This is a genomic window from Nonomuraea sp. B19D2 (genome assembly GCF_040137845.1).
Lineage (GTDB): Bacteria > Actinomycetota > Actinomycetes > Streptosporangiales > Streptosporangiaceae > Nonomuraea.
Window position 1 is genome coordinate 641,448 of the sequence record NZ_JBEFAK010000001.1, and the last position, 22,845, is coordinate 664,292.

Annotated in this window: 19 protein-coding genes; 8 read left to right on the forward strand and 11 right to left on the reverse strand. The window is 69.7% G+C overall.

From position 1 onward, the window contains the following. Positions 1–930 carry an RDD family protein gene (locus ABN273_RS03150; protein ID WP_349447058.1) on the reverse strand — a complete coding sequence of 310 codons (930 nt, stop codon included), beginning with the start codon at positions 928–930 and terminating at the stop codon, positions 1–3. 51 nt (positions 931–981) lie between these two features. On the opposite strand from ABN273_RS03150, the gene ABN273_RS03155 reads away from it, so the two are divergent. Beyond that, positions 982–1,974, forward strand: a complete 993-nt coding sequence (locus ABN273_RS03155; protein WP_349447059.1) for a stage II sporulation protein M — start codon at positions 982–984, stop codon at positions 1,972–1,974. 9 nt (positions 1,975–1,983) lie between these two features. Here the strand turns inward: ABN273_RS03155 and ABN273_RS03160 are convergent, their stop codons facing one another. From ABN273_RS03160 to ABN273_RS03180, 5 genes are read right to left on the reverse strand one after another with little or no spacing between them, the layout of a single operon-like run. Beyond that, positions 1,984–3,357, reverse strand: a complete 1,374-nt coding sequence (locus ABN273_RS03160) for a DUF58 domain-containing protein (protein ID WP_349447060.1) — start codon at positions 3,355–3,357, stop codon at positions 1,984–1,986. Between the two features lie 40 nt (positions 3,358–3,397). After that, complete coding sequence (locus ABN273_RS03165) at positions 3,398–4,378, reverse strand: AAA family ATPase (RefSeq protein WP_349447061.1); 981 nt, start codon at positions 4,376–4,378, stop codon at positions 3,398–3,400. Continuing rightward, positions 4,368–5,570, reverse strand: coding sequence for a DUF4350 domain-containing protein (locus ABN273_RS03170; protein ID WP_349447062.1), 1,203 nt, complete (start codon positions 5,568–5,570; stop codon positions 4,368–4,370). The genes ABN273_RS03165 and ABN273_RS03170 overlap by 11 nt, the downstream gene beginning before the upstream one ends. After that, positions 5,567–6,325, reverse strand: coding sequence for a DUF4129 domain-containing protein (locus ABN273_RS03175; protein WP_349447063.1), 759 nt, complete (start codon positions 6,323–6,325; stop codon positions 5,567–5,569). Before ABN273_RS03175 ends, ABN273_RS03170 begins: the two co-directional genes overlap by 4 nt. A 2-nt stretch (positions 6,326–6,327) precedes the next feature. Beyond that, the gene (locus ABN273_RS03180; protein WP_349447064.1) at positions 6,328–7,590 is read right to left on the reverse strand and encodes a DUF7847 domain-containing protein; all 1,263 of its coding nucleotides are present in this window, start codon (positions 7,588–7,590) and stop codon (positions 6,328–6,330) included. 269 nt (positions 7,591–7,859) lie between these two features. Between ABN273_RS03180 and mtrA the strand changes: the two genes are divergently transcribed. The 6 genes from mtrA (at position 7,860) to ABN273_RS03210 (ending at position 15,200) form a co-directional block, all read left to right on the forward strand. After that, positions 7,860–8,537, forward strand: a complete 678-nt coding sequence (mtrA, locus tag ABN273_RS03185; protein ID WP_043620615.1) for an MtrAB system response regulator MtrA — start codon at positions 7,860–7,862, stop codon at positions 8,535–8,537. Between the two features lie 18 nt (positions 8,538–8,555). After that, positions 8,556–10,289, forward strand: a complete 1,734-nt coding sequence (gene mtrB / locus ABN273_RS03190; protein ID WP_502910920.1) for an MtrAB system histidine kinase MtrB — start codon at positions 8,556–8,558, stop codon at positions 10,287–10,289. Then, a complete protein-coding gene (locus tag ABN273_RS03195; protein WP_349447066.1) occupies positions 10,276–12,066 on the forward strand; it encodes an LpqB family beta-propeller domain-containing protein in 1,791 nt (596 codons plus the stop codon). Before mtrB ends, ABN273_RS03195 begins: the two co-directional genes overlap by 14 nt. Positions 12,067–12,267: 201 nt before the next feature. Continuing rightward, the gene (locus tag ABN273_RS03200; RefSeq protein ID WP_349447067.1) at positions 12,268–13,032 is read left to right on the forward strand and encodes a ComF family protein; all 765 of its coding nucleotides are present in this window, start codon (positions 12,268–12,270) and stop codon (positions 13,030–13,032) included. A gap of 629 nt (positions 13,033–13,661) precedes the next feature. Then, positions 13,662–14,330, forward strand: coding sequence for a ribosome hibernation-promoting factor, HPF/YfiA family (gene hpf, locus ABN273_RS03205; protein ID WP_349447068.1), 669 nt, complete (start codon positions 13,662–13,664; stop codon positions 14,328–14,330). 171 nt (positions 14,331–14,501) lie between these two features. Next, a complete protein-coding gene (locus tag ABN273_RS03210) occupies positions 14,502–15,200 on the forward strand; it encodes a response regulator (RefSeq protein ID WP_344996617.1) in 699 nt (232 codons plus the stop codon). A 5-nt stretch (positions 15,201–15,205) separates the two neighbouring features. Here ABN273_RS03210 and ABN273_RS03215 read toward each other — a convergent pair whose 3' ends face one another. The 3 genes from ABN273_RS03215 to ABN273_RS03225 all read right to left on the reverse strand — a co-directional run bounded on the left by ABN273_RS03215 (position 15,206) and on the right by ABN273_RS03225 (position 17,737). Continuing rightward, positions 15,206–15,814: a Uma2 family endonuclease gene (locus ABN273_RS03215; protein ID WP_349447069.1), complete on the reverse strand. Its 609-nt coding sequence runs from the start codon at positions 15,812–15,814 to the stop codon at positions 15,206–15,208. Between the two features lie 27 nt (positions 15,815–15,841). Beyond that, a complete protein-coding gene (locus ABN273_RS03220; protein ID WP_349447070.1) occupies positions 15,842–17,041 on the reverse strand; it encodes a winged helix-turn-helix domain-containing protein in 1,200 nt (399 codons plus the stop codon). 435 nt (positions 17,042–17,476) lie between these two features. Next, positions 17,477–17,737, reverse strand: coding sequence for an HGxxPAAW family protein (locus tag ABN273_RS03225; RefSeq protein ID WP_349447071.1), 261 nt, complete (start codon positions 17,735–17,737; stop codon positions 17,477–17,479). Positions 17,738–17,959: 222 nt separating this feature from the next. Between ABN273_RS03225 and secA the strand changes: the two genes are divergently transcribed. Further along, complete coding sequence (secA, locus tag ABN273_RS03230; protein ID WP_349447072.1) at positions 17,960–20,749, forward strand: preprotein translocase subunit SecA; 2,790 nt, start codon at positions 17,960–17,962, stop codon at positions 20,747–20,749. Positions 20,750–20,867: 118 nt separating this feature from the next. Here secA and ABN273_RS03235 read toward each other — a convergent pair whose 3' ends face one another. Together ABN273_RS03235 and ABN273_RS03240 are read right to left on the reverse strand one after the other, a co-directional pair. Beyond that, entirely contained in the window at positions 20,868–21,296 is a 429-nt protein-coding gene (locus ABN273_RS03235; RefSeq protein ID WP_349447073.1) for an Rv3235 family protein, read from the reverse strand. Between the two features lie 228 nt (positions 21,297–21,524). Next, positions 21,525–22,838, reverse strand: a complete 1,314-nt coding sequence (locus tag ABN273_RS03240) for a PTS transporter subunit EIIC (RefSeq protein ID WP_349447074.1) — start codon at positions 22,836–22,838, stop codon at positions 21,525–21,527. Positions 22,839–22,845 lie beyond the last annotated feature (7 nt).

Here is a 22,845-nt window from a genome sequence, read left to right on the forward strand (position 1 = left end):
TCACTGGGGCGGCGCGAACCCGCCCGGAGTCGCCTTCGGCGGCTCCGGCGCGGGTGCGGCCGGAGGCCGGTAGGGCGCGCCGACCTGGGGATTCGGCTGGGGCTGCGGGTAGGGCCCCGGCTGCTGGTACGGCCCCGGCTGCTGGTACGGCGGCTGCGGGCCCTGAGGTGGGAGGCCGTTGCCGGCGCGTTGCGCGAGGCGTACCTGCTCCCTCCTGCGGCGCTCGGCCAGCACGGCGCTCAGGTACGCGTGCGGCGGCACCCCGGCCGGCGCCGCGGGCGAGACGAACGCCGCCACCTGAGTCGCGATCCGCACCCCCATCTCGTGCTGGACCTGCGGCGACAGGTCGTGCCATCGCGACAGGTACTGCCTGGCGGTCTGCGCCACCTCGCCGGGGAGCTGGGAGAGCTCAAGCGTGGCCGCCCAGGCCGCCAGCGGCGGCGGCATCACGATGAACTGCCCGGTGTCGCGCGGCGCCCGCTCGGAGATCACGATGGTGCCCGCGAAGATGTCGCCGAGCCGCTTGCCCCGCTGCGAGACCAGCGACGAGATCACCGCCGGCGCCCCGAAGAGAAACCAGATCTCCATGACCCCGGCCACGCCCCTGAACAGCGCCTGCCTGAAACGCTCGGGGCTGCCGTCGTCGCCGACCACCCGGAGCCCGAGCGCCAGCTTGCCGAGGCTGCGGCCCCTGGAGAGGGTCTCGAAGATCACGGGGTAGCCGACCAGCACCAGCGCCACGAGCACGGTCATCACGGCCCCGAACATCGCCGAGTCCGAGATGACCGCGAACGCACCCAAGATCAAATAGGCGCCTTGCAGCAGGCCGTACTGGACGATCATGTCAATGATGATCGCCACCGCGCGCGAGGGCGCCTGGGCCACCCGTACTTCGACGACGACCGCGTCGCCGGTCACAACCTCTGACATATGTGGAGCCTAACGGCTAGGTCGCCCGGATCGAGCGGCCAGAATGTTCGGGTGGACATCGACGCGTTCATCACAGCACACCGCCCCGTGTGGGACCGGCTCGACCATCTGATCAAGTACCGCTCGTCGCTGACAGGTGTCGAGGTGGACGAGCTGGTGGACCTCTACCAGCGGGTGTCGACGCACCTGTCCATCGTGCGCTCCTCGTCCGGGGACCCGATGCTGACCGGGCGGCTGTCGGCGCTGGTCGCCAGGGCCAGGTCCGCGGTGACCGGTGCGCACACGCCTGCCTGGCGGGAGCTGGTGCGCTTCTTCACGGTGTCGTTCCCCGTGGTGGCCTATCGGGCCCGGTGGTGGTGGCTGGCGAGCGCGGTGGCGTTCACGGTGGTGGCGTGGGTGATGGGGGCATGGATCGCCGCGAATCCCGAGGTGCAGGCGTCGATCGCCTCGCCGGAGCACATCACGCAGCTCGTCAACCACGACTTCGCCGACTACTACTCCGAGAACCCCGCCGCCTCCTTCGCCAGCAACGTGTGGCTGCACAACGCGGAGGTCGCCGCGCTGATGATCATCTGCGCGGTGCTGCTCGGTCTGCCGATCCCCTACATGCTCTACGCGAACGCCGAGAACGTCGCCGTCTCGGGCGGTCTCATGGCCTCCCGGGACAAGGCAGACATCTTCTTCGGCCTGATCATGCCGCACGGGCTGCTCGAGCTGACCGCCGTGTTCCTGGCGGCGGCCGTGGGCATGCGCCTGGGCTGGGCGGTCATCGACCCCGGGCCGCGCCGCCGGACGGAGGTGCTGGCCGAGCAGGGCCGGGCGGTGATGAGCGTGGCGCTGGGGCTCGTCGTGGTGCTGTTCGTGTCGGGGCTGATCGAGGCGTTCGTCACGCCGTCCGGGCTGCCCACGTGGGCGCGCGTCGGGATCGGCGTGCTCGCCGAGGTGGCGTTCCTGGCATACGTGATCGTCTTCGGCCGCCGCGCCCTCCGCCAGAACGAGACCGGCGACATCGAACACGCCCCGGACGTCGCCCCGACGGCCTGACGTGCGGGGCTAGAGCCGCCCCGCCGCTTTCAGCGCCAGGTACGCGTCCGCCAGCGCGGGGGCGATGTCCTCAGGGGGCGCGTCCACGACCTCCACGCCGTGCCGCCGCAGCCGGGCCGTGATGCGCCGGCGTGCGAGCTGGGCGTGCTCGGCCGCCGCCGCGTCGTACACCGCCTCGGCCGACCCACGGCGGCCCGCCATGGCCGCCACCCGGGGATCCGACACCCCGGCCACCAGCACCAGGTGGCGCGCGGACAGCTGGGGGAGCACCGGCATGAGCCCCTCGTCCAGCGCCGCCGAGTTGAGGTCGGTGAGCAGCACGACCAGGCAGCGCCGTTTGGCCCGCGCCAGGATGGCCGCCACCATGCCCTGCGAGTCGGCCTCGATCAGCTCGGCCTCGATCGGCGCCATCACGTTGACCAGCGACGACAGCAGCTCCGTCCGCGAGGCTCCGCTCACCCAGGCGCGCACGGCCCGGTCGTAGGCGAGGAAGTCCACCTGGTCACCGGCGCGGGCGGCGAGCGCGGCCAGCAGCAGCGCCGCGTCCATCGACCAGTCGAGCCGCGGCCAGCCGGGCGCGGGGCGCGGGTTCGGCCTCACCAGCAGCCCGCCGCCGCCCTGCGCGGCCCCCGCCAGGGGGATCGGCGCGTCGCCCACCCGGCCCGCCGACGTGCGGCCGGTGTCGAGCACGATCAGCACGCGGCGGTCGCGTTCCGGTCGCCAGGTGCGTACCACGACGTCGTGGCGGCGTGCCGTGGCCCGCCAGTCGATGGAACGCACGTCGTCGCCCACCACGTACTCCCGCAGCGAGTCGAACTCCGTCCCCTGGCCGCGCACCAGCGCCGGGTGCTGGCCGTCCAGCTCGCGGAGCCTGGCCAGCCTGGACGGCAGGTGCTTGCGCGACAGGAACGGCGGCAGCACGCGTACCGACCACGGCGCCTTGTGGCTGCCCTGGCGGGCGGCCAGGCCCAGCGGCCCGACCGAGCGTACGGTCACCGCCACGGACGACCGGTCGCCCCGCCTGGTCGGGGCGAGCGTCACGACGATCTTGCGGCGCTCGCCCTTGGGCACGTCCAGCTCGGCGACGCGCGGGGTGGCTCCCGCCGAGGGCGGCCAGGCGTCCCTGAGCGCGCCGCGTACCCGCCTGGCGCCGGGGTTCTCGACGATCAGCTCGACCGTGGCCCGCTGGCCGAGCCGTACGAGCGTGTCGCCGGAACGGTGGAACCTCAGCGGGCGCACGGCGCCGGCGAACACCAGGTCCACGACGATCGCGGCGGCCAGCAGCAGGCAGACCCCGGCCAGCGCGGCCCCGGGCTGGGGCGCCAGCAGCACCACCACGATCCCGATCGCCGCGATCAGCCCGGCACGTCCGGTGAGAGCCATCAGCGCGCCACCACGATCCCAGTGCGTTCCGTGAGAGCCATCAGCGCGGGACCGGGACCGAGGCGAGGATGCCGTCGAGCAGGCCGTCGGCGGTCGCGCCCTCCAGCTCGGCCTCCGGCCTCAGCTGGATCCGGTGCCGCAGGGCGGGCCTGGCCAGCGCCTTCACGTCGTCAGGCGTCACGTACGGGCGCCCGGACAGCCACGCCCACGCCCGCGAGGCCGCCAGCAGCGCCGTCGCCCCACGCGGCGAGACGCCGAGCTGCAACGACGGGGAGTTCCTGGTGGCGCGGGCCACGTCCACGATGTAGCCGAGCACCTCGGGCGCCACGTGCACCTTGGAGACGGCCTCCCGCCCGAGGGCGAGGTCGTCGGCCGTGGCGACGGTCTTCACCTCGGTCAGGTCGCGCGGGTCGAAGCCGCGGGCGTGCCGTTCGAGCACCGAGATCTCCTGCTCGCGCGGCGGCAGCGGCACGGTCAGCTTGAGCAGGAACCGGTCGAGCTGCGCCTCGGGCAGCTGGTAGGTGCCCTCGTACTCGACGGGGTTCTGCGTCGCGCACACCACGAACGGGTCGGGCAGCTGCCGCGCCGTGCCCTCCACGCTGACCTGCCGCTCCTCCATCGCCTCGAGCAGCGCCGCCTGGGTCTTCGGCGGGGTGCGGTTGATCTCGTCGGCGAGCAGCAGGTTCGTGAACACCGGCCCCTCGCGGAACTCGAACTCCGCGGTCTTCGCGTCATAGATCAACGACCCGGTCACGTCACCCGGCATCAGGTCCGGCGTGAACTGCACCCGCTTGAAGTCCATGGCCAGGGCCGCCGACAACGTGCGCACCATCAACGTCTTGGCCACGCCCGGCACGCCTTCGAGCAGCACGTGCCCCTTGCACAGAAGCGCGATGACCAGCCCCGTCACCACCGCGTCCTGGCCGACCACGGCCTTGGCCACCTCGGCACGCAGCGCGCCCAGCGCCTCTCTGGCCGAGTCGCCCAAGCTCGTGACGCGGAAAGTCTCCTCAGAGTTCACTGACCTGCCTTTCGATGAAGTCCAAGTATCCGGCCAACCCGACGAGCCCGGCGTCGTCCACCGGCGGCGGCCCGTACAGTGCCGCGCCGACCTGGTGGGGGTCCTGGCCCGTGCGGGCGGCGAGCGCCGCGACGACCTCGTGCTGTCCCGCCCCCGACGCCAGCCCCAGCCTGGGCGCTAGCCGGTCGATCGTGCCCGCGCGCAGCGAGTCGGCCGCCCGCTGCCTGGCCCGCCTGGCCCGGTAGAGCCGGCCACGGCCCTCGACGGTCTCGGCCGCGCGCACGACCACGGGCAGCTTCTCCGTCACCACGGGACCCAGCCGCCTGCCCCGCCAGAACGCGGTGACGGCCAGGGCGACGAGCGACATGTAGATCGTCCAGCGGATGCTGTCAGGCATCAGGTCGTACATCGACTTGCTCCGCTCGACCGGCACCTCCGCGATGGGCGGCGGGGTCTCGGGGCGCACGAGCCAGGTCACGGGCTTGCCGGTGCCGATCAGGTTGAGCGCGAGCGCGGCGTTGCCGTCCTCGGCCAGCCGCTGGTTGGTCATGAAGCCGCCGTCGCCGACGACCGTGGTGACGCCGCCCGCGTTCGGGAAGCTGACCAGCGTGTAACCCTTGCGGCTCGGATAACAGCCGGTGGCTCCCGCCGGTCCGGTGAAGGCGGTGCCGCCCATGTACGCGCTGCCCGCGGCCGTCGCGGCGGGCAACGCGCATTCCGGCTCGCGCGAGCGCGGGCGCGCCGGGCCCTGGTCGGTGCGTACGCCGGGGGCCAGGGCGTCGAGGCCGGGCAGGTCGCCGACGATCAGCCGGTCGCCCGGGATCCTGGACAGGGCGTACTCGTTGAAGTACGACATGTCCGTGATCAGCAGCAGCCGCGGGCCCGTTCCTGCCTTGTCCGCGGCGGCCTGCACGGAGTCGACCCGGTCCACCGTGACGCCCCTGGACCTGAGCACCTCGGCCAGCGCCTTGGAGCCCGCCAGGGAGGTGTCGTCGGGGTCCAGGGCGCGCGACGGGCCCCGCTGGGGGCCGAGCAGGACGCTTCCGATGGCGACGAGGACCAGGATCACGCCGAGCAGCACGATGATGCGGCCGCCGTGCCAGGCGGAGCGGGCGGTGGGGGAGGCCGGCCGGGACCCGGCGGCCTGGGTGGGCGCGCCGCCGGCGTCCGGAGGCCGCGTGGTCACGCTCATGCCGCCCCACCCGCCCCGTTCTCGGGCTGGTCAGGCGCCCCGGCAACCGGGCCTCCAGGCGCGCCCGCCGCGCCGGCGCCGATCGGGGTCCCCGTGCTCACACCGGCGGGAACCGGTGTCGCGAGCGGGACGGGGCGGGCCTGGCGGAGCCGGTCGTCCAGGGACGACATCACCTCGTACACCTCCCGCGTCCCCGGCACCCCGCCGTACGTCACGTCGTCGAACGCCCGCGCCGCCGCGGCCAGCTCCGTGGCGAACCCGGGCAACGAGACGGCGGCCTCGGCGGCCAGCTCGTCGGCGGTGCGCCCGGGCATGCCGTCCACCAGCGCGCGTTCCTCCAGGTCGCGCGCGATGGCCCGGAGCCGTTCCTGGATGGCCTCGGTCCAGCGTCCCTCGGCGGCCAGCCCTACGGACGCCGCCCGATGCTCGGCCGCCGTCATGGCCCGCTCCCCGAACAGCCCGCCCGCCACGAGCGCGTTCCTGCGCACGGTCTTGCGGAGCTCCCACGAGATGAGCACGATCACCCCGAGGATGATCAGCACGATCAACACGGTGGCGATGATCCCTCCGGCGGTGCCGCCGCCCGTGGCCGCGTCGAACAGGTCGCCGAGGAACTGCATGACCCGCCGGTAGATCTGGTCGACCAGCGGCTCCTTCTCGTAAGCAGGCTTGAGCAGCTCCTCCGCGGCCCTGCGCGCGGCCTCCTCCCGGTCGACCGGGGTGTCGAGCCGCAGCGCGGAGGCGGCAGTGAGCATGCTCACGACCTGGCGGAGTTGGACGGGTGCCAGAGCTCGTCCGCGGACTCGTGCACCCACCCCTGACGCTGCTGCTCGATGGCCGCCGTCTGCAGCACGAGGTCGAACGCCTCGCTACGCATGCGCCGGTCGGCGTAGAGCAGGCCGGCGACCCCGGCCTCGAACGGATAGGTGAGCATGGCCGCGAGCGTGGCGCCGATCGCGATCAGCACGGCCGAGACGACGGTCGTGGCCGCCGAGCCCGCGCCGAACATGCCGAACAGCGTGCCCGCGATCGTGAAGGGCACCGACAGGACACCGGCGACGAGCCCGACCAACAGGGACGTGAGCAGCAGGATGCCGAACACCCGCCAGAAATCGCCGGTCACCAGGTGCCACGAGCGCCGCATGGCGTCGATCGGCCCACGCCCCTCCAGGACCACGGCGGGCGAGGCGAACGCGAAGCGGGTCCTGAAGAACAGGCAGTAGGCGAGGTACATGACGATGAACAGGATGGTCAGCCCGGCCAGCCAGCCGAGGCTGCCGCTCGAGGCGTTCATCGCGAGCGCCACCATGAGCAGCGCGAACACGATCAACGGCACGATCATGATGACGGCCATCAGCCCCACGACGCCGAACAGCGCGGGCACCCGGCCCTTGACGAGCTGCCACGCCTCGGCCGCGTCGAGCTTGCCGCCGAAGACGGCCCGGCCGAGTATCCGGGTCAGCACGCCGGTCAGCAGGGTCACCACGACGAACTGGACCGCGTACGAGACCAGGGTGCCGCCGTACTGGCCGATGACGCCGTACACGCTGTCGAGGCCGGCGGAGGCGCTGTCAGCGCTGCCCGGGTCGGACATGACGTCGCCCATGGAGTTGAGCAGGAACGCCTGCCCCACGGCCAGTGGCACGGCGGCGAGCAGCGCGGCGACGGCCGACAGGCCGAGCACGGCCTTGGGGTTGGACCGGATCAGCTTGATCGTGCCGTCGAGTATGTCGCCGAGCCTCAGCGGGCGCAGCGGGATGATGCCCGGCCTGAGCGCCGACGGGGGAGGCCCGTAGCCGTAACCGGGCTGAGGATGCGGATGGGGCGGATATGGTGTTTGGGGCCCCGGTCCGAGTGGCTGCTGTTGCTGAGGGGGCTGGCCGTACGGCTGCCCATAGGGCGCCTGCTGCTGCGCGCCCGGCGCGGTCCACGGGGAGGCCGGCGGGGCGCTGTAGGGCGGGGGCTGTTCGGCCGACCAGCCTGATGGCGTCTCGGGCGGGGGACCGTGACCGTCTGACATATCCCAATCCTGGCACGCTGAACGGGGCATTGGTGTCACCGAGTGGATTCGCCGCCTCATCTTGCCCGCATTCCACGGCGAATCCGGTCAAGGTTCGCGTCCAGGGATGGCCGAAAGTTGCTCTGTTACCGCAGACTGAGATAGCGGTCGCGGGGGCGGACCTAAAATTCGCCTTTTGCATGGCTCATGTCACACTCATGGGCCGACCAAGGGTAACCTTCAGCGGTCGTGCGGGTATGTCCCACAATGCGTAGAACGAATGAGGGGCCATGAAAGGTCGCGTGCTGGTCGTCGATGACGACGCCGCTCTCGCCGAGATGCTGGGGATCGTGCTGCGAGGGGAAGGCTTCGAGCCGTCATTTGTATCCGACGGCGACAAGGCCCTCGACGCGTTCCGGGATACACGCCCGGATCTGGTCCTGCTCGACCTGATGCTGCCGGGGGCCGACGGCATCGACGTCGCGCGGAGGATCAGGGCGGAGTCGGGGGTTCCCATCGTCATGCTCACGGCCAAGAGCGACACGATCGACGTCGTTCTCGGGCTCGAGTCGGGTGCCGACGACTACATCGTCAAGCCGTTCAAGCCGAAGGAGCTCGTCGCGAGGGTGCGGGCGCGGCTTCGCCGTACCGACGAGCCGACCCCCGAGATCCTCCAGATCGGCGACATCACCATCGACGTGGCCGGTCACTCGGTCAAGCGCGGCGAGGAGACGATCAACCTCACGCCGCTGGAGTTCGACCTGCTGGTGGCGCTGGCCCGCAAGCCGCGCCAGGTCTTCACCCGCGAGGTCCTGCTCGAGCAGGTCTGGGGCTACCGCCACGCGGCCGACACCCGGCTGGTCAACGTGCACGTGCAGCGGCTCAGGGCCAAGATCGAGAAGGATCCCGAGCACCCCGAGATCGTGGTGACGGTCCGCGGCGTCGGCTACAAAGCCGGCCCCGCCTGATCTTCCCCAAGCCCTGCCATGCCCCCGACGAAGAAGAGGTCCCGCCGACGGACACTCCGCCAGATTCTCGGCGGCGTTCGCCGGCGGGTGCGTCGTGCGGCGGGCAGGACACGGAGCGTGTGGCGGCGCTCGCTCCAGCTCCAGGTGGTCACCAGCACGCTGGTGATCTCCGTGATCGTCGTGGTGGTGCTCGGCGCGTTCCTCTCCGAGCAGATCAACAGGTCGGTCGTGGCGAGCAGCCAGCGCTCGTCCGCCAGCGAGGCGTCCGCCGACCGCCTGCAGATCGCCGACGCGCTGACCCCTGAGGCCGACGACCAGGCCAAACCCGCCGACACCGGCAAGAAGGGCTCGGGCAACCCGCTCGACGACGTCATGGACATCGTCACCGGGTCGGGCGAGAACGGCTCCAAGAAGCGCTACGACGTGCTGATACTCAACCAGACCGCGCCCGGCCAGTCCCGGGCGTCCGGTGGCGTCGTACCGCTGAACGTGCCGCTGAGCCTGCAGCGCAACGTGCAGAAGGCCGAGCACGGCAAGGCCGTCGGCTCGATCGAGCAGATCAAGTTCGCCGGGGAGAGCCAGCCCAGGCTCACGTACGTGGTCGGCGGCATCGTGCACGTGCCGTCCACCGGCGAGAACTACGAGGTCTACCACTTCTTCCCGTTCACGGACGAAGAAGAGCTGCTGTCCAACGTCCGGCTCGCCATCGTCGTGGTCGCCCTCGCTCTCGTGCTGCTGCTCGCCGCCATCGCGTACCTGGTCGCCCGCCAGGTCGTCACGCCTGTACGGCTCGCGCGCCAGGCCGCGGAGCGCCTCGCCTCCGGCAAGCTGGACGAGCGGCTCAAAGTACGCGGCGAGGACGACCTGGCCCGCCTGGCGAACTCGTTCAACGAGATGGCCGCGAACCTGGCGCTGAAGATCCACCAGCTGGAGGAGCTCTCACAGGTCCAGCGGCAGTTCGTCTCCGACGTCTCCCACGAGCTGCGCACGCCGCTCACCACCGTGCGCATGGCCGCCGACCTGCTCTACGACGCCCGCGAGGACTTCGACCCGATGGCCGCCCGCTCGGCGGAGCTCATGCAGGCCCAGCTCGAACGGTTCGAGTCGATGCTGGCCGACCTGCTGGAGATCAGCCGCTACGACGCCGGCGCCGCCACGCTCGACCTCGACTCCGTGGACCTGCGCGACGTGGTGCTGCGCGCGATCGCCGACTCCGAGGCGCTGGCCGAGCGGCACTCGACCCGCTTCGAGCTGCGGCTGCCGAACGAGCCGTGCATGGCCGAGATCGACAACCGCCGGGTCGAGCGGATCCTGCGCAACCTGCTGTTCAACGCCATCGAGCACGGCGAGGGCAGGGACATCGTGGTCACCGTGGGCGCCGACAGGGACGCCGTCGCGGTGGCGGTGCGCGACCACGGGATCGGGCTGAAGCCCGGTGAGGACACGATGGTGTTCGACCGGTTCTGGCGGGCCGACCCGTCGCGGGCGCGGACGATCGGCGGCACCGGGCTCGGGCTGGCCATCTCGCGCGAGGACGCCACGCTGCACGGCGGCTGGCTGCAGGCGTGGGGGCAGCCGGGGGAGGGCTCGCAGTTCCGGCTGACGCTCCCCAGGTCCGCCGGGATCGATCTGAAGGGTTCGCCGCTGTCGCTGGTGCCGCCCGAGATCGAGATGCGCCGTACGTGGCGCACGGCCATGACCCCGGTGCTGCTGCCGGCGTCCGCGGACGGGACCGGCCATGACGAGGACTAGGCGGCTCGCGATGGTCTGGTGGCTCGACGCCGTCGCGGGAAGAGAACGGCGGGCGAGAGCGCGGCGGCTCGGCGCGGTGGCCGCGATCGTGGCGGCCATGGTGCTGGCGGGTTCCGGCTGCACCGTGATCCCCGTGACCGGCCCGCTCACCGTCAACGAGACGGGCAGCAGCGACCCGCTGAGCAAGCCGTTCCAGCGCATGATCGCCATCCCGCCCCAGCGCACCTGGGGCCCAGAGGACACCGTCAGGGGCCTGCAGGCGGCCATGGCCGCCTACGCAGACGACCCGAGCATCCTGCCCAAGTACCTGACCCCCGAGGCGCGGGCCAAGTGGAACGCCTCGGGCCCGGTGACGGTGATCGAGGACGGGTACGAGTTCGCGCCGCGCGACGGGACGGGCTCGGTGGAGAAGGTCACGCTCAAGGGCCGATGGGTGGCGAAGATCAAGGAGGACGACTCGTACGTCCCCACGGCCGCCCCATGGGAGGGCACGTTCGAGCTCGTGAAGGTCGAAGGGGGAGGCTACCTCGTCAAGAGCCTGCCGAACGGGCTGAACGGGCTGCTTCTCACCAACTCCGACGTGACGCGCGCGTACCGGGCCACGAACCTCTACTACGTGGCAGGACCCGCCCACGACAGGCTGGTCGTCGACCGCGTGCGCCTGCGGCTGAAGCCGACGGAGACCTACGCGCAGACCATCCTGGAACGCCTGCTCAAGAGCCCGACCGCGGCCCTGCAGGGAGCGGTGACGACGAGCTTCCCGCCCGGCACCAAGATCGAGTCGATCAGGTCGGAGGAGCGCGTGATGATCAACCTCTCCGGCCCCATCGATATTCTGGACCTGACCGCCGAGGCCGCACTGAAGGCCCAGATCAGGTACAGCCTCAACAAGAACGAGATCGCCAAGGGCCGCGTCATCGAGATCCAGGTGGACGGGGAGCCGTACTCCATCGACCGGCCCGACTCCGACGACGACTGGCTGGACGGCGGCAGCGACAGCGCGTACTACGTCAGCAAGGGCGCCGTCCACTACATGGGCAAGGACGGGCCCGCGGGCACCGTGCCGGGTCCGGCGGGGGAGCAGCGCGAAGGCTACTCGGCTTTCGCCCTGTCCAAGGACGGGTCGCAGATCGCCGCCAAGACCTCGACCGGCATCTCGGTGGCCGGGCTGACGGCGGGGGGACGCTGGCAGGAGGTCATCCCGGGCGAGAAGCTGACCCCGCCAACATGGCACCAGGATGGCTCCCTATGGACCTATGACCAGCAAAATGCCGTCTTGCTGCGGTACAACCCGTCCAGCGGGAAAGGTCCAGAACGGGTGGCGGCCTCCCAGCTGACCGGGCTGGAGGTCACCCAGCTCAGGATCGCCAGGGACGGGGTGCGGGTGGCGGTGGTGACCGCGAAGAACACCGTCCAGATCGGCGCGCTGACGGGCGGGGCGGCGGGGACGATGCTGGGGAACTTCCAGTTCCTGACCACCACCGAGGTGGGGAACAAGATCCGCGACATCGCCTGGAGCGATTCCGAGCACCTGCTCGTGCTGGTGGAGAGCAAGGCCGGGCAGATGCAGCTCAACGAGATCAACGTGGGGGACGGGGAGGTCGTGGGGGTGCCACTGAAGGATGAGCTGCAGTCGGTGGCGGCGCTGGACGATCGGGTGCTGGCGGCGGCCACGACGGACCAGGGCACCAAGATCATCGAGCTCAGCCAGGACCGCCAGACCTGGACCGTCAAAATCGAGTCCGACGCCAGCTCCCCCCTCTTCCCCCTCGGCTGACCCACCTCCCGCCTCCCCTGCGCCCGCGCCCTGCGACTCTGTGCCTGAGCCTGCGGTCGCGCTCCGGCGCCCACGCTCGCGCCCTGTGCCTGCGCCGCCCCTGTCGCGCCCTGCCCCGCGCCACTGACCCGGCCCCGTGCGCTCGGGCCACGCCTTGCCCACAAGCGACCGCCCCGTGCTTGCCGACCCTCAGGGAGTCGCGTGGAAGCCGTCGGTGGCGGCGCCGTGGAAGGCGCTGGTGGTGCCGGGAAATTGTCGGTCGCGGGCGGCATCCTGGGTCGCGTGCTGAGCGCCGTACTCGATCTCGTCCTGCCTCAGGCCTGCGCCGGGTGCGGCGCCAGAGGGGCGCGGTGCTGCCCGGCGTGCCTGGCCGAGCTGATCGGCGCCCCGGCGCGGCGGTTGCCTGAGCCGGTGCCGCGCGGTCTGCCCGACTGCTGGTCCGCGGCCCCGTACGACGGCGCGGTGCGTAGGGCGATCGTGGCGTACAAGGAGCGTGGTGCGGTGGCGTTGGCGGGGGTGCTGGCGGAGGCGGCGGCGTTCACCGTCGTGCGGGCGATCACCGGCACCGGGGCGTCCTGGGCGGACCGGCCCTTCGCGGTGGTGCCCGTGCCCAGCGGGCGGCGGACGCGGCGGCACCGGGGGCACGATCCGGTCGGGCGGTTGGCGGTGCTGGTCACGGCGCAGCTGCGGGCGTTCGGCGTGCGGGCCGAGACCTGGTCCGCCCTGAGCCAGGCGCGGCGGGTCGCCGACCAGGCGGGGCTGAGCTCCGCTGAGAGGAGCTCCAATCTCGCGGGGTCACTCCAGGTCCCGGAGAGTGCGAAAGGCCCTCCAGCGGCCTGTGCGCTCCTTCTGGACGACATCGTGACGACCGGCGCGACCCTCGTCGAAGCCGCCAGGGCGCTGCGGTCGGCAGGGGTGCGGGTGCCGCTGGCGGTGACGGTGGCCGCGACACGCCGAAGATCTTGAAAAGGATTACGGTCACGGTGCGTAAAGAAAGATCCAAATCATGACCCTCACCGGGAGGTCACATGTCGCTAGCCCGAGGGCCGGGGTGGCGCTGTTCAACGGACAGGAGTCCCGCACCCATAAGGGCTGCCGATCGGTTAAATAGGGCATAGAGGGCCCTCCGGAGACCTCGGGAAAGTCACGGTACGTGATCCTTTGGCCGATCCTCCGGCTGACATTCTTCCTGGATACGGATAGCGTTCTGACATGGCACCCGTTCGGGTCCGTGGTTGCGCAGGGTCGGGGATCCCGGCTCTGCTAGCCGATGCCAGCCGCAGGCAAAACGGTCCACGTAAGGCGACTCTTTGTCGACCGATCACGGTGCGGCTTAGGGGTAAGTCCTGCCTTCCCGAGGGTCCAGATGTCCCTCGCCAGAAGAGAAGGGCAGTAGTGGCGACAGAGCTGCGAAACCCTCAGCAGGCGGATGTGGGGTCGAAGACCAGGTCGGCCGGGCGGGTGCCGCCTGAGTTCCCGGAGACGGAGAGTCGGAAGAGGGTAACGGTGAGAGAAAGGCAGACAGAAGACCTCGTCCGGCATGCACGTCGTCGGACGCTCTTGCTCAGTCGTTAGACCGAAAGGGGGGCTGTTGCATGGACATCATCGTCAAGGGCCGGCACACAGGAGTTAGTGATCGGTTCCGAGACCACGTGACGACCAAGCTGGCCAGGATCGAACGTCTGGACAACAAACTCATCCGAGTTGATGTGGAGGTGTCCAAGGAACGCAACCCGCGCCTCGCAGACCAGCGCGAGCGCGTCGAGCTCACCATTCACTCCCGAGGACCGGCCATCCGCGCCGAGGCCTCGGCCGACGACCGATTCGCAGCCCTCGACATGGCTCTCGACAAGCTGGAAGGCCGCCTCAGGCGACTGGCCGACCGGCGCAAGGTTCATCACGGCAACCACTGCCCGCCCTCTGTGGCGGAGATCACCGCGACGCTCCCCGACGTCGCCGACCTGGCGCCACGGACGGAGCCCACCGTCACCAAGCAGCAGGCCGAGCCCGACGAGGACGAGCTGGCGCAGCGCGACCAGCGCTACGACGACATCGTCCCGATAGAGATGGACGGTGAAGGGCCGCTCATCGTACGGGAGAAGTTCCACAAGGCGGAACCCATGACCATCGACCAGGCCCTCCTCGAGATGGAACTGGTCGGACACGATTTCTACCTGTTCCGTGACAAGGAGAGCGGCCAGCCGTGCGTCGTTTACAGCAGACGTGGCTACAACTACGGCGTGTTGCGGCTCGTAGAGCCCTGATCGCGCGCTAAAAGATCTTCTCGACCACCCGAGAACCGCGGCCACGTGCCATCATGGCGGTTCAACGGCTCTGGCCCCCCGACGAGGAGGAGACGTGAGCGAGCTCAGTCAGGTTCAGATGAGCGAGCGAAGCGAGGGTAAGGCGGTCACGAGGCACCCCAAGGAGGCCTCGTGACCGAGTCCGGCGAGGCTCGCCCGTCAGCGAGCGAGCCGATCCGCGTGCTGATCGTTGACGATCACGAGCTGATCCGGCGGAGCCTCGCGCTCGCGCTGGCCGCTGAGCCCGACATCGAGGTGGTCGGTGAGGCGAGCGACGGGCAGGAGGCGGTCGAGTTGGCCGATCGCCTCATGCCCGACGTCGCGCTCATGGATGTTCGCATGCCGCGGCAGGACGGGATCGAGGCGACGAAGGGCATCAAGGCCTCCGTCCCGAGCACCCGCATCATCATGCTGACGGTGAGCGACGAGGAAGAAGATCTCTTCGAGGCCATCAAGGCGGGAGCCACCGGCTACCTGCTCAAGGACGTCCAGATCAACGACGTGCCGGCCGCTGTGCGGGGCGTCCACGAGGGCCAGTCGTTAATCAACCCGGCGATGGCGGCCAAGCTCATCAGCGAGTTCGCGAACATGAGCCGCAAGGAGGCCGAGCGCCCGCCCCAGCTCCCCGTGCCCCGGCTGACCGACCGCGAGATGGAGGTCCTGCGGCTGGTGGCCAAGGGGATGAACAACCGCGAGATCGCCAAGCAGCTGTTCATCTCCGAGAACACGGTGAAGAACCACGTGCGCAACATCCTCGACAAGCTCCAGCTGCATTCGCGGATGGAGGCCGTGGTGTACGCCGTGCGGGAGCGCATGCTGGAGATCACTTAGCGGGTCTATGGGCGTAGCTCATCCCAGTCGAGGCTGATGCGGATCGGCCACTCCACCAGTGCCCCCGAGCCTGGTTCTAGGAGGGAAGCCAACCGATATCCGCCGATGCCGTAGTCCAGCGCGAGGAGCTCGATGTTGGAGACGCCCCGGTCGTCCAGCCTGACGATCCAGTACCAGGGGATGCCGGCAGCGGCGTATTCGGCACGTTTCTCGACCGTGTCGACCTTGCCCAGACCGGACACCACCTCGACGACGAGTAGCACCAAGTGCGCCGGGAGGGGTTTCTCATCTTCCGGCGCACAGCGAAACAGGGCGGCGTCGGGGCGACGGATCTGCGTGGCCGGTAGCTCCCACAGCAGCACGTCGAAATCCATGTCCGCGTCGAGGCATTCATGTGCCTGAGCGCTGTGTCGTCGAGCAGCGCGCTCCAGCATGTTGGCTAGATGCCGCGACATCTTTTGGTGCAGCCGGGTCGGCGACTCGCAACGCACGGCCTGGCCATTGATCACCTCGACTTGGCGACAAAACTCTTCGGGGAGCCGTTTCCAGATGTCCAACGTGATGGGCTCCGGCTGAAGTTCGGTCTTGCTCACCCAGTCGAAAATCTCCGACATGACGCCCTTCCGATCCCGGGATTGTGCTCACTTCACCGTACTGGTCGTGCTCAGTATCGGCACGAGTTCCGGCGGGTCGGCACGTTCGACGCGTACGGCCTCGCAGCCCACCCACTCGGCGGCCGACCACAGGGCCTCCCTTAAGTCGTCGGCCCGCTTGACGGCAGAAAAGCCCGGCTCCAGGTGGAGCTGCTTGATGACCAGGGTGGTGCCCTCGCGGGCCGGGTCGACGCGGCCGATCAGGCGGCCGCCGGCCAGCACCGGCATCGTGAAGTAGCCGTGGACGCGCTTGTGCTTGGGGACGTAGAGCTCGAGCGTGTACTGGAAGCCGAAGACGCGCTCGGTGCGGCCGCGGTGCCAGATGAGGGAGTCGAACGGCGACAGCAGCGTCGTGCGGTGACGGCCGCGCGGCTCGGACTCCAGGGCCGCCGGATCTGCCCAGGCGTTTGGTTTGCCCTTCTTGCCCGGCCAGGCCGTGACCGTCACGGGCACCAGGCCCGCGGCGCCGCTGCGGAGGATCTCGTCGAGCATGGCCGCTTGCTCGCCCCGCAGGCGGAGGAAGTCGAGCAGATCGGTCCGGTTGGCCACGCCCAGCGAGCGGCCCGCCACGGCGGCCAGGCGTGCGATGCACTCCTCGTCGGAGAGGTCCTCGGCCAGCAGGCCGGCGGGGACCACGCGCTCGGCCAGGTCGTAGACCCGCCGCCAGCCGACGCGGCGGCTGCAGACCAGCTCGCCGATGTCGAGCAGCCACTCCAGCCCGATCTTGGAGTCTGACCAGTCCCACCACGGGCCGCCGTTCTTGGCGCCGCCGACGTCGGAGGTCGTGAGCGGGCCCTGCTCGCGGACCTGCGCGAGCAGCTTGTCGACGCCGTCGGGGACCTCGTGCCAGCGGTAGCGCCGCTTGAGGTATGCCCGGCGCCTGAACGAATAGAGCGGCCAGTGCTCGATGGGCAGGATGCAGGCGGCGTGGCACCAGTACTCGAAGCTCTGGGCGGGGTTGTGCCAGTAGGCCCGCTCGATCTTGGGTCTGCCCACCGCGCCCAGGCGGGCGTACGCGACCAGCTCGTGGGAGCGGGCCAGGACCGAGATCGTGTCGAGCTGCACCGCGCCCAGCCTGCGGAGCATGGCGTGCACGCCGCCCTTGCGGGCGTCGGCGCCGATCAGGCCCTGCGAGCGCAGGATGATCCGGCGCGCCTCGTCGGGGGTGAGGTCGGTGACACCGGTCATGGCTGCGATTCCGTACGGCGATGCATACGGGCAATGTAGCGGCGATGACCGACAAAAGCGGGCGCTCGTGCGGGGGCCCTGGGCTGCCACATCCGCCTCGCCTGCTGCCGGAGCCACGGGCGAGGCCGTGCAGCGCATCCCGTCAGACGCCCCATGCGCCACACGGGGATGGCCGTCATTCATCCGCTCAGGGGCATGTGGACACCCCCGGCACCTCGTCGCCCCCTGGCGCGGTGGCATGTGGACGCCCGCGCCGGGGGCGACGGCGGGCAAAGCATGAGCGCCAGGGGACACGCCCGGGATCCGGGGCCGGGGTCGGGGTGTACGCCCCGGGATCCGGAGACGGGGTCAGGGTGCAGGCCCTGGACTCCGGGTCGGGATCAGGGGCGGGGGCAGGCACCCGTTGGGGCGGGTGCCCGCTCGGTGATGCCTGCGTCAGCGGTGATCTTCAGAGCGCATGCCCACGCGGGGCGCGTCGATCACGACGTCGGTGAAGATGTCGAAGACGAGGGCCAGGACGCCGCCCACGACGAACACGCCGGCGCCGATCCAGACGAGCGTCCAGTTGGCGGCCGTCAGGCCGAAGCCGGCCACCACGGTGCCCACCAGCATCACGGTCACCGCCAGCCACGATGACGCGCGACCGCCGTGGCTGCCGAGATTCTCCGAATGCTCCGACTTCGTCTCCTCAACCATGGCTAATCCTTCCTTTGCCGGTTATCGCGCTTATTGGTGCGAGCCGGCCTCAACCGGCATACCCTCTGCCTTGCCCCATTCTCCCAGACAGGTCAGGCGCCCTCGTCGTCACGGTGGCTGTGTCTGGTTGCGGAACCGCCTACGATGGCAACGGGGAAGTTTGTCTCGGCCTCTCCTCCTGGCGGCGCCGCCGGGGTAGACCTGCGAGGAGCTTTACATAAAGTGGCAGCCATTCTCGACAAGATCCTACGTGCCGGCGAAGGTAAGACCCTGCGCAAGCTCAAGCGGATCGCAGACCAGGTCAACTCCATCGAGGACGACTTCACGAGCCTGTCCGACGCGGAGTTGCGTGCGCTGACGGACGAATTCAAGCAGCGCCATGCCGACGGCGAAACGCTCGACGATCTGCTTCCCGAAGCGTTCGCGGCCGTGCGCGAGGCCGCCCGCCGCGTGCTCGGCCAGCGGCCGTACGACGTGCAGATCATGGGCGGCGCCAACCTCCACCTCGGCAACATCTCGGAGATGAAGACCGGTGAGGGCAAGACGCTCACCTGTACGCTGCCGGCGTACCTCAACGCGATCTCCGGCAAGGGCGTCCACGTCATCACGGTCAACGACTACCTGGCCAAGCGTGACGCCGAGACCATGGGGCGCATCCACCGTTTCCTCGGTCTCGAGGTCGGCTGCATCATCGCCGGGCAGCAGCCCGACGAGCGCCGCAAGCAGTACGAGGCCGACATCACGTACGGCACCAACAACGAGTTCGGCTTCGACTACCTCCGCGACAACATGGCGTGGTCGCTCGAGGAGTGCGTGCAGCGCGGCCACAACTTCGCGATCGTCGACGAGGTCGACTCGATCCTGATCGACGAGGCCCGCACGCCGCTGATCATCTCCGGCCCCGGCGAGCAGTCGGGCAAGTGGTACCAGGAGTTCGCCAAGATCGTGCCGCGGCTGCGCCGGGGCGTCGAGGCGAAGAACCCGGGCGAGGAGAGCACCGGCGACTACATCGTCGACGAGAAGAAGCGCACGGTCGGCGTCCTGGAGGCGGGTGTCGAGAAGGTCGAGGACTGGCTCGGCATCGACAACCTCTACAAGCCCGAGCACACCCACCTGGTCGGCTTCCTGAACAACGCGCTCAAGGCGAAAGAGCTGTTCAAGAAGGACAAGGACTACATCGTCGCCGACGGCGAGGTGCTGATCGTCGACGAGTTCACCGGCCGCATCCTCCACGGGCGCCGCTACAACGAGGGCATGCACCAGGCCATCGAGGCCAAAGAGGGTGTGAAGATCAAGGACGAGAACCAAACTCTCGCCACGGTCACCCTGCAAAACTACTTCCGCCTGTACAAGAAGCTCGCCGGCATGACCGGTACGGCCGCCACCGAGGCCAACGAGTTCCACCAGACGTACAAGCTGGGCGTCGTCCCCATTCCCACCAACCGGCCGATGGTCCGCAAGGACCAGGCGGACGTGGTCTACAAGACCGAGGACGCCAAGTTCAACGCGGTGGTCGAGGACATCAAGGAGCGCTACGAGGCCGGGCAGCCGGTTCTCGTCGGCACCACCTCGGTGGCGAAGTCGGAGCGGCTGTCCAAGGCGCTCAAGCGCCGCGGCGTGCCGCACGAGGTGCTCAACGCGAAGAACCACGCGCGTGAGGCGTCGATCATCGCCGAGGCCGGGCGCAAGGGCGCGGTCACCGTCGCCACCAACATGGCCGGTCGAGGCACCGACATCATGCTCGGCGGCAACTCCGAGTTCCGCGCCGACCTGGAGCTGCGCCAGCGCGGGCTCGACCCGGTCGAGACGCCGGAGGAGTACGAGAAGGCCTACCCCGAGGCGCTGGAGAAGGCCAGGGCGGCGGTCAAGGCCGAGCACGACGAGGTCACCTCGCTCGGCGGCCTCTACGTCCTGGGCACCGAGCGGCACGAGTCGCGCCGCATCGACAACCAGCTCCGCGGTCGTTCCGGCCGTCAGGGTGACCCCGGCGAGTCGCGGTTCTACCTGTCGCTCGGCGACGACCTCATGCGCCTGTTCAACTCGGCCAGGGTCGAGATGATCATGAACAGGCTCAGCATCCCCGACGACCAGCCGATCGAGTCCGGCATCGTCTCGAAGGCCATCGCCTCCGCCCAGCACCAGGTCGAGCAGCAGAACTTCGAGATCCGCAAGGATGTTCTGAAGTACGACGAGGTGATGGACCGCCAGCGCAAGGTCATCTACGCCGAGCGCCACCGCGTCCTGGAGGGCGCCGACCTGCACGAGCAGGTGCGCGGCTTCATCGGCGAAGTGATCGAGGGCTACGTGCAGGGCGCCACGGCCGAGGGCTTCGCCGAGGAGTGGGACCTCGACAAGCTGTGGAAGGCGTTCGGCGAGCTCTACCCGGTCTCGGTCAGGATCGACGACCTCGTCGAGGAGGCCGGCTCGCGCGAGGAGCTGTCCGCCGAGCTCATCACCGAGAAGGTCAAGGCCGACGCTCTCGCGGCGTACGACAGGCGCGAGGAGGAGTTCGGCGCCGAGACCATGCGCGACCTGGAGCGCCGCGTGATCCTCTCGGTCCTCGACCGGAAGTGGCGCGAGCACCTCTACGAGATGGACTACCTGCGCGAGGGCATCGGCATGCGGGCCTACGCGCAGAAGGACCCCAAGATCGAGTACGCGCGCGAGGGCTTCGAGATGTTCGCCGCGATGCTCGACGGCATCAAGGAGGACTCCGTCGGGTTCCTGTTCAACCTCGAGGTGGAGGTGCAGGAAAACCCGATCGTCGAGGAAGAGGACGCGGTCCTCGCGGAGACCCGTTCGATCATCGCGCGCGGGCTGCGCGGGCCCGAGCGGCCCGCCGAGCTCGAATACTCGGCGCCCGGCGAGCAGGGCGAGGTCGAGCATACCCGGGTCCGCACGACTCAGGCGGAGCGCGCGGCCTACGGGAACGTGGAGCGTAACGCGCCTTGCCCGTGCGGGTCCGGCAAGAAGTACAAGCGCTGCCACGGCGATCCCAAGAACGCGGCCTGACAGCTCTTCTGAGACCCCCACCTCGGGTGGGGGTCTCTCTTTTTGCCTGTGCCGCTTCGAAGTCCTGTGCCGCTTCGAAGTCCTGTGCTGCTTGGAAGCCCTGTGCTGCTTCGAAGTCCTATGCCGTTTCGAAGTCTGTGCAGAGCCATTGGACGCCTCTCCGTTCGAGGCGTATGGCGAGCACGTGGTTGCGCTCGCCGCAATGGATGAGGAGGCACATTTCCACCACGCCGTCCCGGGGCTCCTTGACGTGCACGCTTCCGGCGAACGGCGGCCGGGCCGTCTGTATCATCTGCCCCGCCTGGACGAGCTCGCGGTAGGCGCGGACCGTGAGCTTGTCTGCCACGGTCTCCGGCGGACGCCGGCCCGCCAGGACCTCGGCCAGGGCCTGTCCCAGGTGGCGCAGCTTGCGCTCGTCGGGGATGGCTCCTGGCGGGCCCCACACCAGGGGGCGCGGGTCCAGGGCCAGGGCGCCGTGGGTCTCGGGTGGCTGCGCTACGTCATTCGAGGGCTCGGGGGTGATGCCGAAGCGGGGGGCTGGTGACACGCATCCTCCAACTCTTGGGCGAAGAAACAATCGCTTCAAGGAGTTTTCGGTCTGGCTGAGGAATACAAGTGCCACCAACTTCTCCGAGCGTCTCCAGAGTTCGTCCGGGTTTGGTGGGGAAGGTTGCTGGAAGTTGGATCCCTGGCGCGGGGCTTGTTTGGCGGTTTGGGGCGTGATCCGGCCGTCTGAGGGCCGCCCCAAACCGTTCAGGTAGAGCAGGAGTAGCGGTTATGTTTCGCCCGAATCGACGTCCGGCTCGGGTTCGCGGCCCGGGGTCATGATGTTGAGCTTGCGGATGAGGAACGTGAAGACCACGTAATACACCACACCGTAAACGACACCCAATATCAGGATTCCAGGCAGATTTTCGGTATTCGACTTGCTGGCGTTCAGGAGCATGTCCAGCAGGCCCGCGGAGAAGCCGAACCCCAGCTGGCCGCCGATCAGGGTGGTCAGGGCCATGGCCAGGCCGGTCAGTACGGCGTGCACCACCAGCAGCAGGGGCGCCACGAAGATGAAGGCGAACTCGATCGGCTCCGTGATCCCGGTGACGAACGACGCCAGGGCGGCCGACAACATGATGCCGCCCACCGTGGCCCGGCGGTGCGCCGGGGCCGCGCGCCACATGGCCAGGGCGGCGGCGGGCAGGGCGAACATCATGATCGGGAAGAAGCCGGCCATGAACTGGCCCGAGTGCGGGGCGCCGCCGAAGTAGCAGTTCCAGTCCCCGCCCAGCACCCGGCCGCCGACCTCGCACTGCGGCACCACGTACCAGACGACCGAGTTGACGAAGTGGTGCAGGCCGAGGGGGATCAGGAGGCGGTTGACCAGGCCGTAGATGCCGGTCCCTATCGGGCCGATCGAGGTCAGGGCCTCGCCCGCGTGGCGGATCCACTCGCCGATCACCGGCCAGAGCCAGCCGAAGAGCACGCCGATGAGCAGCGCCACGATGGAGGTGATGATCGGTACGAACCTGCGCCCGCCGAAGAAGGCCAGCCAGGACGGCAGCTTGATGCGGTGGAAACGCTGCCAGAGCAGGGCGGTGACCAGGCCCATGACGATGCCGCCGAGGACCTTGGTCGGGTTCTGCATGCCGTAGTCGATGACCTCCTTGACGCCCTGGGCCTGGACCTCCTTGATGAGGACGGTGTCCCTGATGTGCGAGCCGAAGAACATCACCTTGCTCACCCGGTCGAAGACCAGGTAGCCGACCACGGCGGCGAGCGCGGTGGAGCCGTCGGACTTCCGGGCGAAGCCGATCGCCACCCCCACGGCGAACAGCAGCGGCAGGTTCTCCAGCAGCGCCGCGCCGGCCGCGGCCAGCACCTCGGCCACCTGGTTCATCCAGGCGAACCCGGCCACGTCCGCCAGGCCCCCCGGCTCGGCGCCGTTGGAGCCCAGCATGTCGGGCTGCCCGAAGCGCAGCAGCAGAGCGGCCGCGGGCAGGGCGGCGATGGGCAGCATCAGGGAGCGGCCCAGCCGCTGGAGCACGGTCATCACGCGAGCGAACGGCGAAGGCCGGGCGGCGGTGGTCTCGTTCACCGGGCGT